Here is a 15,666-nt window from a genome sequence, read left to right as displayed (position 1 = left end):
CCAGCACGGCGTTCTGCAACCCCTGGGTCCCGGATAGCCTCTGCGAGGCTTCCGGGATGACACCGAAACGGGGATCTCAGGCCGCCGGCGACAACCGCGCCCGCACCTTCGGCCACAGCATGTTCACCGCCAGGCCGGTCAGCACCAGGGCTGCGGCGATCAGTTTCCAGGCGGGCAGGCTCTCGTGCAGCAGCAGGGCCGAGGCGCCCATGCCGAACACCGGCACCAGCAGCGCCATCGGGGTGATAGTGGCCGCCGGGTGGCGGGCCAGAAGCCAGCCCCAGGCGGCGTAGCCGAACATGGTGTTGCCGACCGCCTGCCAGGCGACAGCGGCCCAGGTCCAGGGCGTGGCGGCGGTGACGCCCTGGACGATGGCGGGCCAGCCCTCCAGCCACAGCGACATCGCAAACAGCGGCGGGATCGAGAACAGGCTGGCCCAGACCACATAGCCCAGCATGTTCACCGCGCCGGCCTGGCGGGCGACGATGTTTCCGGCCGACCAACTGGCGGCGGCCAGCAGCACCAGGATCACGCCCAGCGGCCTCGCCGAGCCGCCGCCGTGCGCGGCGATCAGGATGATGCCCGAGGCGGCGAGCAAGAGGGCCACGACCTGAAAGCCCTGAACCCGCTCGCGGCTGACCCACATGGCCATGCCGATGGTGAAGAACACCTGGGTCTGCACCACCAGCGAGGCCAGGCCCGGCGAGATATGGCCCTTCATGGCCATGAACAGCAGGCCAAACTGCCCGGCGCCGATCGCCACGCCATAGGCGGCGAGGTTGCCCCACGACACCGCCGGCCGCTTCACGAAGAACGCCATCGGCAAAAGCACCATCGAAAAGCGCAGGGTGGCGAACAGCAGCGGTGGCAGGTGATCCAGGCCCACCCGGATCACCACGAAATTGGTCCCCCAAACCGCCACCACGGCCAAGGCCAGCAGGAAATGGCGCAAGGGCAGGGCGGCTTGGGGCATGGGCGCTCCATCGGCGGGGATCGCCTCCGCTTGCGCCCCGCCTCGCGTCACGGCAACCGAAACATTGTCCCGATGACAATGCAGGTGGGCGAACGTTTGTTTGACGGGCGTTCGGCCGCCGCCTAGCTTCCCGCCAAAGATCAAGGGAGGCCCCCATGGCCTGGGATTTTGTCGTCGCCAAGAGCGACTTGCGCCGCACTGCCTTTCAGGACGTCGCGCCGCCGTCTCTGGCCGATGGCGAGGTGCGCCTGATCATCGAGCGGTTCGCTCTGACGGCCAACAATATCACCTACGCGGTGTTCGGCGAGATGATGAAGTACTGGGATTTCTTCCCGGCCGCCGAGGGCTTTGGCCGTGTGCCGGTCTGGGGCTTCGCGCGGGTCGAGGCCAGCAATCACCCTGGCGTCGAGATCGGCCAGCGGTTCTACGGCTATTGGCCGATGTCCACCCACCTGACCGTGACGCCCAAGGTCGGCAAGGCCGGCTTCGCCGATGTCGCGCCGCACCGCCAGCATCTGGCGGCGGTCTACAACCAGTATGTCGCCGTGGGCGAGGAGAGCCCGCTGGAGGCGCATACGGCGCTGCTGCAGCCCTTGTTCATCACCTCGTTCCTGATCGACGACCAGCTGGACGAGGCGGGCTTCCACGGCGCCAAGAGCGTCATCCTGTCCAGCGCCTCGTCTAAGACCGCCATCGCCCTGGCGGCGCTGCTCAAGAAGCGTGGCGGCGTCGAAGTGGTCGGCCTGACCTCGCCGCGCAATAGGGCCTTCGTCGAGGGACTCGGCTTCTACGACCAGGTGGTGCTGTACGGCGACCTGCCGACCGCGCCGATCGCCGGGCCGGCGGTGTTCGTCGATTTCGCCGGCGACTCGGCGGTGCTGGCGGCAGTGCACAACCGCTTCGCCGACGACCTGAAGGCCTCGATCCTGGTCGGCGGCACCCATTGGGAGGCGCCGCGCGCCCAGGCCGCGTTGCCAGGGCCGCAGCCGGCCTTCTTCTTCGCGCCCGACCGGGTGGCCAAGCGCCGCCAGGACTGGCCGGGCGGCGAGTTCGACCAGCGCTACGGCGCAGCCTGGGCCCCGTTCGTGGCCGACGCGCCGCGCTGGCTGAAGGTCGAGGAAGGCCAGGGGCAGGACGCCATGCGCGCGGCCTACCTGGCCCAGGTGGACGGCGGGACCGCGCCGGACGTCGGCGTGGTCCTGCGGCCCTAACCCTTAAGCCCCCAGCGCGTAGGGCCCGCCCTTGTCGAGCGCGGTCTTCCAGGCCGGACGGGCGTGCATGCGGCCGATCCACGCGGCCATGTTCGGATAGTCGGCCAGCTTGCCCATGGCCTTGGCGACTTCGGGCACGAAGCTCATCTGAATGTCGGCGCCGGTGAGGCTGTCGCCGACGAAGTAGTCGCGGCCCGCCAGGCTCTGGTCGACATAGGACAGGTGGTTGGCGATCTCGGACTGGATGCGCGGGTGCAGCGGCGCGCCGGCCTCGCCCAGTCGCCCTACATACATGTTGAGCATCAGCGGCAGCATGGCCGAGCCTTCGGCGTAGTGCAGCCACTGCTGGTAACGGTCGTAGTCGGCGCTGGCCGCACCCGGGGCCAGGCGCCCGCCGCCGTGGCGACGGATCACATAGTCGATGATCGCGCCGGACTCGATGACCACCAGATCGCCGTCCTGGATCACCGGCGACTTGCCCAGCGGGTGGACGTCGGTCAGCGAGGGCGGGGCCAGGCGCGTCTTGGCGTCGCGGGTGTGCTGGACGACTTCATAGGGCAGGCCCAGCTCCTCCAGCAGCCAGAGGATCCGCTGCGAGCGCGACTCGTTGAGGTGGTGAACCTTGATCATCTGTCTCCCCAATTTCCCACATTATGTTGCGGTGCGGCATTGCTCGCAGGTGCGAAAAGAGCCACAGTGAAAGAAAACAACTGTTTGGGCGCGGGGAGCAAGCCATGACCGACACGGTCGCCGAGAACACCAACGAGACCCTGATCCTGCCGGGCCTGACGGGCCTGTTGCGCGCGGCCGCCGACGCGGTGGGACTGTTCGTGGCCGAGGCCAAGCCGGCTGTGCTGGCGCACATTGCGCCGAATGGCGGCAAGGTCGACCGCAAGCTCGCCGACGTCCACCAGCACCGCGTCCACGGCTATGGCTGGTGCGCCTCGTACGCCGAGTTGATGAACCAGGTCGCCGGTTGGGCCGAGCGGCTGGAGGCCGAAGGTCGCTTTGGCGAGATCGAGGCCCTGCTGGCCCAGCTGCTGTTCTCCGAATACTGCGCCCAGCTGGTCGGCGGCGTGCCGATGAACCAGGGCGAGATCGTCCGTCCCCAGCATCTGGTCGAGGACCGGGCGGTGCTCAACCGCCTGGCCTCCGAGGCCATGACCCGGCTGGCGGCCGAGGGCGGTTCGCAGGCGGTCAAGGCCCGCATCGCCCAGCGTCTGGCCGAGGCGCGCGGCCGTCCGACCCTGGAACAGACCGGCCTCGACGAGACGTTCGAGATGATCCGCGACCAGTTCCACGCCTTCGCCGAGGAGAAGGTCACGCCCTTCGCCCACGAATGGCACCTGAAGGACGAGCTGATCCCGCTGGAGCTGGTGCAGGAGCTGGGCGAGTTGGGCGTGTTCGGCCTGACCATCCCCGAGGAATACGGCGGCAGCGGCATGGGCAAGACCGCCATGTGCGTGGTCTCTGAGGAGCTGTCGCGCGCCTGGATCGGCGTCGGGTCGCTGGCCACCCGCTCGGAGATCGCCGGCGAGCTGATCCTGACCGGCGGCACCGACGCTCAGAAGGAATACTGGCTGCCCAAGATCGCCAGCGCCGAGATCCTGCCGACCGCCGTCTTCACCGAGCCGAACACGGGCAGCGACCTCGGCGCCCTGCGCACGCGCGGCGAGCTGAAGGGCGACCAGTATGTGGTCACCGGCAACAAGACCTGGATTACCCACGCCGCCCGCGCCGACGTGATGACTCTCCTGGTTCGCACCGACCCGGCCACCACCGACTATCGCGGCCTTTCGATGCTGCTGGCCCCCAAGCCGCGTGGCACGGACGAGGCCCCGTTCCCCGCCGAGGGCATGAGCGGCGGCGAGATCGGCGTCATCGGCTATCGCGGCATGAAGGAATACGAGCTGGGCTTCGACGGCTTCACCGTTCCGGCCGAGAACCTGCTGGGCGGCGTGCCCGGCCAGGGCTTCAAGCAGCTGATGGCCACCTTCGAGAGCGCCCGCATCCAGACCGCCGCCCGCGCCGTCGGCGTGGCCCAGGCGGCGCTGGAGGTCGGCCTGTCCTACGCCCTCGACCGCAAGCAGTTCGGCCAGCCGATCTTCGACTTCCCGCGCGTGCACAACAAGCTGGCCATGATGGCCGCCGAGATCATGGGCGTGCGCCAGCTGACCTATTTCGCCGCCCATCAGAAGGACGAGGGCAAGCGCTGCGACCTCGAGGCCGGCATGGCCAAGCTGATCGCCGCCCGCGTCGCCTGGGCCGCCGCCGACAACGCCCTGCAGATCCACGGCGGTAACGGCTTTGCGATGGAATACGCCGCCAGCCGTCTTCTGGCTGACGCGCGCATCCTCAACATCTTCGAAGGCGCCGGCGAGATCCAGGCCCAGGTGATCGCGCGGCGCCTGCTGGACGGCGGGAATTAGGTCCCTCTCCCAGAGGGAGAGGGTGGCCGCGAAGCGGTCGGGTGAGGGGTTTCGCTGCTGACGGTTTACCCCCTCACCTCCCATTGCTACGCAATGGGTCCCTCCTCTCCCCATGGGAGAGGGTTTCCTTTTGGGGACGCCCCATGCTGACCACCACCCGCCGCGCCGCCCTGATCTCAGGCCTCGCCACCACCGGCCTGGCGGCGTTCGGGAACCGGGCTTTCGCGCAAGAGACGGGCGCGGTCGGCGCGGCGGTCGACCAGTTCGCCCAAGACGTGATGGCCGCCTTCCCCGACCAGCCGGGCCTGGGGATCACCGTGGTCGAGAACGGCCAGATCACCCTGGCCAAGGGCTATGGCGTCAAGGCGCTGGGCGGCCAGGACCGCTGTGACGCCAATACGATCTTCGGTATAGCCTCCAACACCAAGGCCATGACCGCCGCCCTGCTGGCCATGCTGGTCGAGGAGGGGCGGGTCGAGTGGGACGCGCCGGTCACCCAGTACCTGCCCGACTTTGCGATGAAGGACCCGATCGTCACCAAGCTGCTGACGGTGCGCGACCTGCTGGTCCACCGCAGCGGCCTGAGCCTGGGCGCGGGCGACCTGATGATCTGGCCGGCCCCCACCCACACCCGGGCCGAGATCGTGGCGGGCCTGAAGCACCTGCCGATCGGCGGCCAGTTCCGGGGCGGCTACGCCTATGACAACGTCCTCTATGTCGTCGCCGGGGCGGTCATCGAGGCGGTCACGGGGCAGACCTGGGAGCAGGTGATCAAGGCGCGGATCTTCGATCCGCTGGGCATGACCAACACCGTCTCCAGTCCGCGTCTCGTCGACCAGTCCCGCCGCGCCCTGCCGCATGCGCGCCTAGGTCCGCCGGTGCGGGGACTGGGACCGCAGAAGGTGCTGCCGTTCGACGCCAGCTTCGATGCGGCCGGCCCCGCAGGCGGGGTCAATTCGTGTCCCGCCGACATCGGCAAGTGGATGCAGGTTCAACTGGGTCGTGGCCTCTCGGCGGACGGCAAGCGTCTGTGGGGCGAGGTCCAGGCCCGCGAGATGTGGAAGCCGCAGACCATCACCAGCTGGTCGGACGGCCCGAGCAACGAGAACCCGGCGCGGCCCTCGATGCAGGCCTACGCCCTGGGCTGGTACGTGCAGGATCACCGGGGCGAGCGGCTGCTGTGGCACACCGGAGGGCTGGCCGGTTTCATCTCCTATACGGGCCTGCTGCCCGGCCGAAAGTCCGGGATCATGATCATGACCAACGCCGAGGAGAACCCGGTGCTGCGGTCGCTGCGCTTCGGCGGACCGGACCGGCTGCAGGGGCGCAGCGACTTCGACTGGATCGCCTCGTCCAAGCGCGTCCAGGCCGAGGCCGACGCCCAGACAATCAAGGACGCCGCGGCCGCCACCACGCCCAAGGGCGGCGGCGCTCCGCCGAGCCTGCCGCTGGAGGCCTATGCCGGGGTCTATCGCGATCCCTGGTACGGTACGGTGACGATCAGCGTCACGGGAAAGGGCAAGAAGAAGGGCCTCTACGTCTCGTTCGACAAGACCCCGCTGTTGCGCGGCAAGCTCGCGCCGTTCGACGGCGAGACCTTCATCACCACCTTCGAGGACCGCACCCAGGAAGACGCGTTCTTCACCTTCGACATCAAGGACGGCAAGGCGGTCTCGGCCCTGGTCAAGGCGGTCTCACCGCTGGCCGACTTCAGCTACGATTACCACGACTTGCGGCTGACGCGGGAAGGGTAGGGGCGGGCGGCGCGGGCCAAGATCGCAATCGATAGATCATTCAAAGCGTGTCATCCCGGCCGAAGCGCCGGGACCCAGGAGCGGGCGCAGTGCGTTGGCCCCTGGGTCCCGGACAAGCCCCTCGGGCTTTCCGGGATGACACGGATTGATGCTCTAGAGCGTGAGGCCGAAAGTGGGAACCGGTTTCGGCTATTCTCACGCTCTAAGTATTTGATTTAGAGCCTTTTTAACGCCTGAAATCGATTCCGATTTCAGGCTAAAGGCTCTAGGCGCACAAGGTCTCAACGCGCCTCAGCGCTCGCCGCTCAGTTCCTGCACTTCCTCGAAGGTGCGCAGGCCCGGGCGTTGGGCGCTGACCAGCACGGCCATGTTCCCCGGCAGGTGCTGGTTGGCCAGCATCTTCTCGTGGGCGGCCGGGATCTGGTCCCAGGGGAAGACCTCCGACAGACAAGGGTCGACGCGGCGGTCGACGACCAGCTGGTTGGCGGCGCTGGCCTGCATCAGGTTGGCGAAGTGGCTGCCTTGCACGCGCTTCTGGCGCATCCACAGGAAGCGGGCGTCCATCGTCAGGTTGAAGCCCGAGGTGCCGGCGCAGATCACCACCATGCCGCCGCGTTTGACCAGGAACACCGACACCGGGAAGGTCTGCTCGCCAGGGTGCTCGAACACCATGTCGACGTCCTTGTTGCCGGTGATCTGCCAGATCGCCTTACCGAACTTGCGGCTTTCCTTCATGTAGTCGTTGAACTCGGGGCCGTTGACCTTGGGCAGCTGGCCCCAGCAGTTGAACTCCTTGCGGTTCAGCACCGCCTTGGCGCCCATCGACAGCACGAACTCGCGCTTGTCGTCGTCGCTGACCACGCCGATGGCGTTGGCGCCGGCGACGGCGGCCAGCTGGGTGGCGAAGACGCCGAGACCGCCCGAGGCGCCCCAGACCAGCACGTTCTGGCCGGGCTTCAGCTCATGCGGCTTGTGGCCGAACAGCATGCGGTAGGCGGTCGCCAGGGTCAGGGTGTAGCAGGCGCTCTCTTCCCAGGTCAGGTGCTTGGGACGCGGCAGCAACTGGCGTGACTGCACCCGGCAGAACTGGGCGAAGCTGCCGTCCGGCGTCTCATAACCCCAGATGCGCTGGCTGGACGAGAACATCGGGTCGCCCCCGTTGCACTCCTCGTCGTCGCCGTCGTCCTGGTTACAGTGGATGACGACCTCATCGCCCAGCTTCCACCGCTTCACCTTGGCCCCGACCTTCCAGACGATGCCCGAGGCGTCGGACCCGGCGATGTGGAAGGGCTGCTTGTGGCCGTCCAGCGGGCTGATCGGCTCGCCCAGCGCGGCCCAGACCCCGTTGTAATTGACGCCGGCCGCCATCACGAGCACCAGCACCTCGTCCTCGCCGATCTCCCAGGTGGGGACCACCTCGACCTGCATCGCGGTGGAGGGCTTACCGTGGCGCTCCTTGCGGATGCTCCAGGCGTACATGGTCTTTGGCACGTGGAAGGCCGGCGGGATCTCACCGATCTCGTACAGGTCCTTCAGCTCGGTCTTCTCAACCGTCTCAATCGTCATCTCACTCCCCGTTCCTTCCGCGCTGCAACCTTTCTTGCGGTGCAACAATGCGCAAAGGTCAAACTCGGCTGCGCCGCCCGCCAGTCGAAACGCGAAAAAGTTCCGCCGGCGGGTCATTTTTGGCTCTCGGGCGCAAGAACTCGCCCACAAGGGCCCTACGCTGAGACAACTGTTTGAAACTGGCAAGCAGAATCTTTGTGCGGCGCAACATCGGTCGCGAATGTCGCGGGGGAAGGTTGCCGACCTGCCCGAGGCGCGCCAGGCTGGCGGCATGATCCATCTTTCCCGCCCCGAGACCGGCGTCGCGTTGGTCGAGCTGGACGTCGCGCCGGCCAATGTCCTGGCCATGGCCGAACGTGCCCGTCTGCTGGACGCCTTCGCGGCCATCGAGGCCGACCGCGCGGTTCGGGTCGCGATCCTCACCGGCCGCAACGGCGCCTTCTGCACCGGCGATGACCTGGCCGAGTCGCTGTCGCGCGACGTGCCCACCCAGACCGCCGCCATCCTGAACTTCCTGGACATGTGCGACCGCATCGCCGCCGTCCGCGTCCCGGTGATCGCCGCCATCGACGGTTGGTGCATCGGCGGCGGGCTGGAGCTGGCCCTGGCCTGCGACATCCGCCTGGCCGGGACGCGCGCCAGCTTCGCCTGCTCGGCGGTGCGGATGGGCCTGACCGCCTCGGCAGATCGCCTGACCCGCCTCGTCGGCGAGAGCCGCGCCAAGCCGCACCTCCTGACCGGCGCCCCCTTCGACGCCGCCCGCGCCCTGGCCGACGGGATCGTGGCGCAGGTTCACCCTTCGGAGGGGCTGTTGCCGGCGGCGCTGGACATGGCCCGCATCATCGCCTCGCGCGCCCCGCTGGCGATCGAGGCGACCAAGCGGGTGGCTTCGGGAGCGTCGGCGACAGCGGCGGAGATTCCCGCCCTCGCCGCCAGCGCCGACCACGCCGAGGCGCGAGCGGCGTTCATCGCCAAGCGACCGGCGGGGTTCAGGGGTTGCTGAGGCGCCAGGCGCGATAGCGCTTGGTCTGGGCGTTCTGCTTGATCCGCTGGCTGATCACGCTCAGCAAAGGCGAAAGCTTGCGCGCGGGCGCCTTGCCCGCCGCCAGCCGGTTGAGCTGCGCCTTGGTCAGGGCCATCACCGCCAGACCGGCCAGTGAGCGGTTCTTCCAGGTCACTTCCGGCAGCACGACGTCCTGGCCCTCGGGCTTGCGCCAGGCGTTGGGCAGGTCCGGCGCGAAGGCCAGGGCGCGAGCGATTCCGATCACCGGCACGCCCGGCAAGGCGCCCTCCGGCGACAAGGCTGCCAGCGCCACCTCGCGTCGGCAGACGCCGCCGGTGACCATGATCGGCATCTTGGCGACCTTGGCGATGTCGCGGGCGAAGTCGACGAAATAGGCCTCGCGCGCGGTGGTGGAGGTCTGGGCGATCGCGTCGGCCTTGGTCGGCCCCTGCATGGCCGGGTTTTCGTAATTGCCGCCCGACAGCTCGACGAGGTCCACGCCCAGGCCGTTCATCTGCTCGACCACCCAGCGGGCGTCGTCGGCGTCAAAGCCGCCCTTCTGGAAGTCGGCCGAGTTCAGCTTCACCGAGACCACGAAGCGCGGCGACACGCGCGCTCTCACGGCCTTGATCACCTCAAGCAGCATCCGCGCGCGGTTCTCGCGCGAGCCGCCCCAGGCGTCGTCGCGGCGGTTCACCAGCGGTGAGAGGAACTGGCTGAGCAGATAGCCGTGGGCGGCGTGGATCTGAACACCGTCGAAGCCCGCTTCCTCGGCGCGTCGCGCGGTGACGGCGAAGCGCTCGATCAGCGTCAGGATCTCGTCGCTCGTCAGGGCGCGCGGCTGAGCCAGGAGGCCCGACAGCTTGCCCAGATCGACCGGCACGGCCGACGGGGCGACGGCGCCCTGGCCAAGATCGGCATAGGTCTGGCGGCCGGGATGATTGATCTGCATCCACACCTGGCCGCCGCCCGACTTGGCTTCCTTCGCCCAGGTCTCGAAAGGCTCCAGCGGGGCGCGTGCGTCCAGCACCACGCCGCCGGGTCCGGTCACGGCCGAGGGATCGACCATCACATTGCCGGTGATCTGCAAGCCGACGCCGCCCTGGGCCCAGCGCCGATACAGGGTCCACAGGGCCGGTCCGGGCAGTTGGCCCGGGGCGGCGAGGTTTTCTTCCATCGCCGCCTTGGCGATACGGTTGGGCAGCACGGCGCCATTAGGCAGGACCAGGGGCGCGAACAGCGGCTCATAGGCGGCGGTGAGCATGAAATCTTGACCTCGTTTCAGGCGGGTCACACCTTCTACACCTTCAAGCTAGGTTGAAGGTCAAGGGCCTGTCTGGAGCATTGGAATGAAGATCGGTGAGATCGCCAAGCGGGCCGGGGTCCCTGCGTCGCGCATCCGGTTCTATGAGGAGCAGGGCATCCTGCCGCCCGCACCGCGCGGGACGAACGGCTATCGCGACTATCCCGAAAGCCTGATCGCGACGCTCGGCTTCATCGAACAGGCCCAGCGCTTGGGCTTTTCGCTGAAAGAGATCGCCGGCCACGCGGCGCTGGAGGGCAGGCCTTGCGAGGGCTTGCCGCAGAAGCTGCGGGCCAAGCTGGCCGAGGTCGACGCCCATATCGCCGCCGCCCAGGCGCGACGGGCCGAGTTGGTGGCGTTGATCCAGACGCTGGAACGCCAGGAGCTCGAACGGGCGGCCTGATCCAAGTTCGCATCCGCGAAATCCATATTGCGCCGCAGCAAATCCCGGCTCATGATCGGCGATAACAAGAACCAAAAAACGCCGGGAGCCCGTCATGTCCGCCAAGCCGTATCAGCACGCGCCCGATCCGCCGTGGATCTTCCGCACCTATGCCGGCCATTCGACGGCGGAGAAGTCCAACGCGCTCTACCGGGCGAACCTCGCCAAGGGTCAGACGGGGCTGTCGGTGGCTTTCGACCTGCCCACCCAGACCGGCTACGACCCCGACCACATCCTGGCGCGCGGCGAGGTCGGCAAGGTCGGGGTGCCGATCAGCCATCTGGGCGACATGCGCCAGCTCTTCAGCGAGATCCCGCTGGAGAAGATGAACACCTCCATGACCATCAACGCCCCGGCGGCTTGGCTCCTGGCGATGTACGTGGCGCTGGCGGACGAGCAGGGGGCTGACCGCAAGCTTCTGCAAGGCACGACGCAGAATGATCTGATCAAGGAGTATCTGTCGCGCGGCACCTACATCTTCCCGCCGGGGCCGTCCTTGCGGCTGATCGGCGACATGATCGCCTGGTGCTATCGCGAGGTTCCCAAGTGGAACCCGATGAACGTCTGCAGCTACCACCTGCAGGAGGCCGGCGCGACGCCCGAGCAGGAGCTGGCCTTCGCCCTGGCGACCGCCATCAGCGTGCTCGACACCGTCAAGGCCGGCGGTCAGGTGCCGGACGAGGACTTCGAGATCGTCGCCTCGCGGATCAGCTTCTTCGTCAACGCCGGCGTGCGGTTTGTCACCGAACTTTGCAAGATGCGCAGCTTCACCAAGCTGTGGGACCAGATCCTGCTGGAGCGCTACGGCGTGCAGGACCCGAAGGCCCGCCGCTTCCGCTATGGGGTGCAGGTCAACTCTCTGGGTCTGACCGAGCAGCAGCCCGAGAACAACGTCTATCGCATTCTGATCGAGGCCCTGGCCGTCACGCTCAGCAAGGACGCCCGCTGCCGGGCCCTGCAACTGCCGGCCTGGAACGAGGCCCTGGGCCTGCCGCGTCCGTTCGACCAGCAGTGGTCGCTGCGCCTGCAGCAGGTGCTGGCTTACGAGACCGACCTGCTGGAATACGAGGACCTGTTCGACGGCAGCCATGTCGTCGAGGCCAAGGTCGCCGAGCTGTCGAAGGGCGCGCTCTCGCAGCTGGCTTTGATCGACGAAATGGGCGGGGCCGCCAGCGCCATCGACTACATGAAGTCCGAGCTCGTCGCCTCCAACGCCAAGCGGGTGCGGGCGGTCGAGACCGGCGAGATGACCGTGGTCGGCGTCAACCGCTGGACCGAGACCGAGGCCTCGCCGCTATCGGCGGGCGAAGGCTCGATCGAGACCGTCGATCCGCGCCTGGAGGCCGAGGTCGTGGCCCGCATCAAGGCCTGGCGCGAGGCGCGCGACGCCGCCGCGGTCGAGACCGCCCTGGCCGAGCTGAAGGCCGCCGCCCGCGAGGGGCGCAACGTCATGGAGCCCTCGATCGCCGCCGCCAAGGCCGGCGTCACCACCGGCGAGTGGTCCGGCGCCCTGCGCGAGGTGTTCGGCGAGTATCGCGGCCCGACCGGGGTCGCCGTCGTAGTCTCGACCAATGAGGCCGAGGACGTCGAGGCGGTGAAGCACGAGGTCGAGCGGGTCTCGGAAATGCTGGGCCGCACCCTGACCTATCTCGTGGGCAAGCCGGGTCTGGACGGTCACTCCAACGGCGCAGAGCAGATCGCCACCCGCGCCCGCGCCTGCGGCATGGAGGTCGTCTATGACGGCATCCGCTCGACGCCCGAGGAGATCGTCCGCCGCGCCAAGGAAAGCCGCGCCCACGTGGTGGGTCTGTCGATCCTGTCGGGCTCGCACCTCGACTTGGTGCAGGAAGTGATCCGGGTGATGCGCGCCGAGGGCCTGGGCGACATCCCGGTCGTGGCCGGCGGCATCATCCCGCCCGAGGACGCCCTGATCCTGAAACAGATGGGCGTGGCGCGGATCTACACGCCCAAGGACTTCAAGATCACGCAGATCATGGGTGATGTGGTCAAGCTCGTGGAGGCGACGGCGCTGGCGGAGGCCTAACCCCGCCCCAGCCGCCAGGCCGCCGTGAAGCCGACGAGGGCCAGGGGCAGGAAGGCGCCGAACAGCAGCACGCCCTGGCTGGTCGCCAGCGCCGCGTCGATGCCGTGGTGGCCAAAGCCCAGCACATTGGCCATCGCGCCTGCGCCCGCCGAGCCGACCGCGCCGCCGATCAGTTGCGAGGTCGGCACCGCGCCCGAGGCCATGGCCTGTTCTTCGCTCGGCGCGCCGGCGATGGTGCGGCGGGCGATGAAGGCGTGGCAGAGACCAAAGCCCGCGCCCAGCACCGCGAAGGCCAGCGAGGTCTCCATGAGGTTCCCGCGCGGTACGGCCCAGGCGCTGAGCGCCGCGCCCAAGGCGATGACGCCGGCGCCCAGGCGCACGAAGCGGCCGTCCTTGTGGGCGGGCACGTGACCGAAGATCAGGGCGCAAGCAGTCCAGCCGGCGGCGATCGCTCCGGTGACATAGCCCGCCAGCAGGGGCGAGGCGTCGTGGCGGGCCTGGATGAAGGCGGGGCCATAGACGGTGAAGCCGATCACCGCCGCTTCGCAGGCGAAGATGGTCAGGAGCCCAAGACCCGTGGCGGTGCGCAGGTCGGCGGCGGACTTGGGCAGAAGGCGGTCTTGGGTGCGGGTGTTGGCGGCCAGCATGGCGGCCATGCCGATCACGCCGCCGACAGCCAGGATCACGGCCAGGCGCGGTGAGGCGACGACCCCGGCGCCGCCGATCAGGCTGACGCCGATCACCAGCAGGGCCAGTTGCAGGCTGGGAATGCGGCCGCCGCCTTCCTCGCGCTTGCCGCCGGGCAGCATGACCATCACCGCGCCGATGAAGATCACCGCCTGGATCACGAACATCCAGAACACGCCGCGCCAGAAGCCCACGGCGGCGAACAGGCCGCCGAGCGCGGGGCCCAGCAAGGTCGCCGCGCCCCAGACCCCGGCGATCGCCCCATAGACGCGCGGCCAAAGGCTCTGAGGAAAGAGCGCGCTGATGGCCACATAGCAAAGCGCCACCACGGCCCCGGCGCCCAGGCCTTGGACCAGGCGTCCGACGATGAAGGTGACGAACTCCGGCGCCAGCGCGCTCATGGCGCAGCCGATCGCATAGACGAGACCGCTGATCGCCGTCGCCGCGCGCAGGCCCACCGCGATCGACAGCTTGCCCGAGCACGCCCCGGCCACGATCGAGCCGGTCAGATAGGCCGCCACCGACCAACCGAAATACTGGTAGCCGCCGATCTCCTTGGCCACGCTGGGCATGATCGTCGCCGTCACCAGGGTGTCGGCGGCGTTCAGCCAGATGCCCAGGCACAGCAGGGCGAAGCGCGGAACCAGGGCCTTGTCGACCAAACGCGCGGGGGCGGGGGGGGAGCTCATGCCGGCGCACATGGCCCTTTTCGCCGCCCGCGCCAAGGGCGTTTTAGGGAGTCACAAGCGTCTTGGCCAGCGCCGTCAGCTGGTCGGTGGCGACGCCCCAGCCCTCGTGGAAGCCCATCTGCTCGTGGGCCGTCTTGTCCTCGACGGTCCAGTGGCGCGCCACGGCGCGGTAGCGGGTCTTGCCGTCGCCCAGATCCTCGAAGGTGACGATCCCCACCATGAACGGCTTGTCCGAGGGCTTCCAGGTCTCTGTGAAGGCGTCGGTGAAGACGAGCTTCTGGTTCGGGACCACTTCCAGATAGACGCCCGGCTGGGGCACGACTTCGCCGTTCGGGCCGTTCATCTCCATGTAGCTGTTACCGCCGGTCCGCACGTCCAGGCGCACGTTCGACACGGTCCAAGGCTTGGGGCAGAACCACTGCGGCATAAGTTCAGCCGTGGTCCAGCAGGTGTAGAGCTTCTCGGCGGGGACATCGATGATGCGCTCCAGAACGAGGTCGCGATCTTCGGCGGCGGCGGTGTCGAGGGGCATGGGTGTCTCCTTGCGTGCGCGATCTTGCCCCAAGGACGCGCCGATGGCGCGAACGCCGACAGGGCGTACGAGAAAAATCCTCCCCCCAGCGGAGGAGGCGGTCCGAAAGACCGGAGGGGAAGTGCTTTAGCGCCTGCCTCTTCCCCCTCCGTCGTCGCTCCGCGCCGACACCTCCCCCGCTGGGGGAGGATTTGCCCGAGGCTTGACCCTCGCCCCGCCCCGCCGCACTGTGCCTGAAATTCAAACAAACGTTTAGGGAGCGCGCCATGAGTCTCTTTGACCTCGCCGGCAAGGTGGCGATCATCACCGGGTCTTCGCGCGGGATCGGCAAGGCGATCGCCGAGCGGATGGCCGAGCACGGCGCCAAGGTGGTGATCTCCTCGCGCAAGGCCGGCCCGTGCGAGGAGGTCGCCGCCGAGCTCAACGCCAGGCACGGCGCGGGCGCCGCCATCGCCGTGCCGGCCAATATCGCCTCCAAAGACGAGCTTCAGAATCTGGTCGACGAGACCCGCAAGGCGTTCGGCAAGATCGACATCTGCGTCTGCAACGCCGCCAGCAATCCCTATTACGGACCCCTGGCCGGGATCGCCGACGACCAGTTCCGCAAGATCCTGGACAACAACATCATCAGCAATCACTGGCTGATCTCGATGGTCGCGCCCGAGATGCAGGCTCGCAAGGACGGCTCGATCATCATCATCAGCTCGATCGGCGGCCTGCGCGGCAACGCCATCATCGGCGCCTACAACATCTCCAAGGCCGCCGACTTCCAGCTGGCGCGCAACCTGGCCCACGAGTTCGGCCCCGACAATGTGCGGGTCAACTGTATCGCGCCGGGCCTGATCAAGACCGACTTCGCCAAGGCGCTGTGGGACAATCCCGAGACCCTCAAGCGCTCGACCACAGGCGTGCCGCTGCGCCGCATCGGCGAGCCGGACGAGATCGCCGGCGCGGCCGTCTATCTGGCCTCCAAGGCCGGCAGCTTCATGACCGGACAGGCCCTGGTCGTGGACGGCGGCGCGACGATCTAGCG

Annotated in this window: 13 protein-coding genes; 7 read left to right on the top strand and 6 right to left on the bottom strand. The window is 68.2% G+C overall.

Annotated elements, in window-relative coordinates:
- Positions 1–76: 76 nt before the first annotated feature.
- Positions 77–973, bottom strand: a complete 897-nt coding sequence (locus tag OVA11_RS18555; protein WP_268068717.1) for an EamA family transporter — start codon at positions 971–973, stop codon at positions 77–79.
- Positions 974–1,128: 155 nt separating this feature from the next.
- On the opposite strand from OVA11_RS18555, the gene OVA11_RS18550 reads away from it, so the two are divergent.
- Positions 1,129–2,184: a DUF2855 family protein gene (locus tag OVA11_RS18550; RefSeq protein WP_268068716.1), complete on the top strand. Its 1,056-nt coding sequence runs from the start codon at positions 1,129–1,131 to the stop codon at positions 2,182–2,184.
- 3 nt (positions 2,185–2,187) lie between these two features.
- Here OVA11_RS18550 and OVA11_RS18545 read toward each other — a convergent pair whose 3' ends face one another.
- Positions 2,188–2,814 (bottom strand): glutathione S-transferase family protein, encoded by a 627-nt coding sequence (locus OVA11_RS18545; protein ID WP_268068715.1) that lies wholly within the window; start codon positions 2,812–2,814, stop codon positions 2,188–2,190.
- A 104-nt stretch (positions 2,815–2,918) separates the two neighbouring features.
- Between OVA11_RS18545 and OVA11_RS18540 the strand changes: the two genes are divergently transcribed.
- Positions 2,919–4,613, top strand: a complete 1,695-nt coding sequence (locus OVA11_RS18540) for an acyl-CoA dehydrogenase family protein (protein WP_268068714.1) — start codon at positions 2,919–2,921, stop codon at positions 4,611–4,613.
- A 143-nt stretch (positions 4,614–4,756) separates the two neighbouring features.
- Positions 4,757–6,367: a serine hydrolase gene (locus tag OVA11_RS18535; RefSeq protein ID WP_268068713.1), complete on the top strand. Its 1,611-nt coding sequence runs from the start codon at positions 4,757–4,759 to the stop codon at positions 6,365–6,367.
- A 291-nt stretch (positions 6,368–6,658) separates the two neighbouring features.
- Here OVA11_RS18535 and ccrA read toward each other — a convergent pair whose 3' ends face one another.
- Positions 6,659–7,933 carry a crotonyl-CoA carboxylase/reductase gene (gene ccrA, locus OVA11_RS18525; protein ID WP_268068712.1) on the bottom strand — a complete coding sequence of 425 codons (1,275 nt, stop codon included), beginning with the start codon at positions 7,931–7,933 and terminating at the stop codon, positions 6,659–6,661.
- Between the two features lie 271 nt (positions 7,934–8,204).
- On the opposite strand from ccrA, the gene OVA11_RS18520 reads away from it, so the two are divergent.
- On the top strand, positions 8,205–8,936 hold the full coding sequence (locus OVA11_RS18520) for an enoyl-CoA hydratase/isomerase family protein (protein WP_268068711.1): 732 nt from the start codon (positions 8,205–8,207) through the stop codon (positions 8,934–8,936).
- Here OVA11_RS18520 and OVA11_RS18515 read toward each other — a convergent pair.
- Positions 8,923–10,200, bottom strand: coding sequence for an NADH:flavin oxidoreductase/NADH oxidase family protein (locus tag OVA11_RS18515; RefSeq protein WP_268068710.1), 1,278 nt, complete (start codon positions 10,198–10,200; stop codon positions 8,923–8,925). The two genes, OVA11_RS18520 and OVA11_RS18515, sit on opposite strands and share 14 nt — an antisense overlap.
- A gap of 85 nt (positions 10,201–10,285) precedes the next feature.
- Here OVA11_RS18515 and OVA11_RS18510 point away from each other — a divergent pair, with 85 nt between their 5' ends.
- Positions 10,286–10,642 carry a MerR family transcriptional regulator gene (locus OVA11_RS18510; RefSeq protein ID WP_268068709.1) on the top strand — a complete coding sequence of 119 codons (357 nt, stop codon included), beginning with the start codon at positions 10,286–10,288 and terminating at the stop codon, positions 10,640–10,642.
- Between the two features lie 94 nt (positions 10,643–10,736).
- Complete coding sequence (locus OVA11_RS18505) at positions 10,737–12,725, top strand: protein meaA (RefSeq protein WP_268068708.1); 1,989 nt, start codon at positions 10,737–10,739, stop codon at positions 12,723–12,725.
- Here the strand turns inward: OVA11_RS18505 and OVA11_RS18500 are convergent.
- Positions 12,722–14,101, bottom strand: a complete 1,380-nt coding sequence (locus OVA11_RS18500) for an MFS transporter (protein ID WP_268068707.1) — start codon at positions 14,099–14,101, stop codon at positions 12,722–12,724. The two genes, OVA11_RS18505 and OVA11_RS18500, sit on opposite strands and share 4 nt — an antisense overlap.
- A gap of 43 nt (positions 14,102–14,144) precedes the next feature.
- The gene (locus tag OVA11_RS18495) at positions 14,145–14,633 is read right to left on the bottom strand and encodes an SRPBCC family protein (protein WP_268068706.1); all 489 of its coding nucleotides are present in this window, start codon (positions 14,631–14,633) and stop codon (positions 14,145–14,147) included.
- A 266-nt stretch (positions 14,634–14,899) separates the two neighbouring features.
- Between OVA11_RS18495 and OVA11_RS18490 the strand changes: the two genes are divergently transcribed.
- Positions 14,900–15,664, top strand: a complete 765-nt coding sequence (locus tag OVA11_RS18490) for an SDR family oxidoreductase (RefSeq protein ID WP_268068705.1) — start codon at positions 14,900–14,902, stop codon at positions 15,662–15,664.
- Positions 15,665–15,666: the final 2 nt, after the last annotated feature.

This window comes from Caulobacter sp. SL161 (genome assembly GCF_026672375.1).
Classification (GTDB): Bacteria; Pseudomonadota; Alphaproteobacteria; order Caulobacterales; family Caulobacteraceae; genus Caulobacter.
This window is presented reverse-complemented; position numbering and strand designations above follow the sequence as displayed.

Coding starts and splice junctions, on each gene's coding strand:
- OVA11_RS18500 (WP_268068707.1), bottom strand. CDS start 14,101: ATGAGCTCCCCCCCCGCCCCCGCGCGTTTGGTCGACAAGGCCCTGGTT.
- OVA11_RS18515 (WP_268068710.1), bottom strand. CDS start 10,200: ATGCTCACCGCCGCCTATGAGCCGCTGTTCGCGCCCCTGGTCCTGCCT.
- OVA11_RS18510 (WP_268068709.1), top strand. CDS start 10,286: ATGAAGATCGGTGAGATCGCCAAGCGGGCCGGGGTCCCTGCGTCGCGC.
- OVA11_RS18535 (WP_268068713.1), top strand. CDS start 4,757: ATGCTGACCACCACCCGCCGCGCCGCCCTGATCTCAGGCCTCGCCACC.
- OVA11_RS18545 (WP_268068715.1), bottom strand. CDS start 2,814: ATGATCAAGGTTCACCACCTCAACGAGTCGCGCTCGCAGCGGATCCTC.
- OVA11_RS18490 (WP_268068705.1), top strand. CDS start 14,900: ATGAGTCTCTTTGACCTCGCCGGCAAGGTGGCGATCATCACCGGGTCT.
- OVA11_RS18540 (WP_268068714.1), top strand. CDS start 2,919: ATGACCGACACGGTCGCCGAGAACACCAACGAGACCCTGATCCTGCCG.
- OVA11_RS18520 (WP_268068711.1), top strand. CDS start 8,205: ATGATCCATCTTTCCCGCCCCGAGACCGGCGTCGCGTTGGTCGAGCTG.
- OVA11_RS18550 (WP_268068716.1), top strand. CDS start 1,129: ATGGCCTGGGATTTTGTCGTCGCCAAGAGCGACTTGCGCCGCACTGCC.
- OVA11_RS18505 (WP_268068708.1), top strand. CDS start 10,737: ATGTCCGCCAAGCCGTATCAGCACGCGCCCGATCCGCCGTGGATCTTC.
- ccrA (WP_268068712.1), bottom strand. CDS start 7,933: ATGACGATTGAGACGGTTGAGAAGACCGAGCTGAAGGACCTGTACGAG.
- OVA11_RS18495 (WP_268068706.1), bottom strand. CDS start 14,633: ATGCCCCTCGACACCGCCGCCGCCGAAGATCGCGACCTCGTTCTGGAG.
- OVA11_RS18555 (WP_268068717.1), bottom strand. CDS start 973: ATGCCCCAAGCCGCCCTGCCCTTGCGCCATTTCCTGCTGGCCTTGGCC.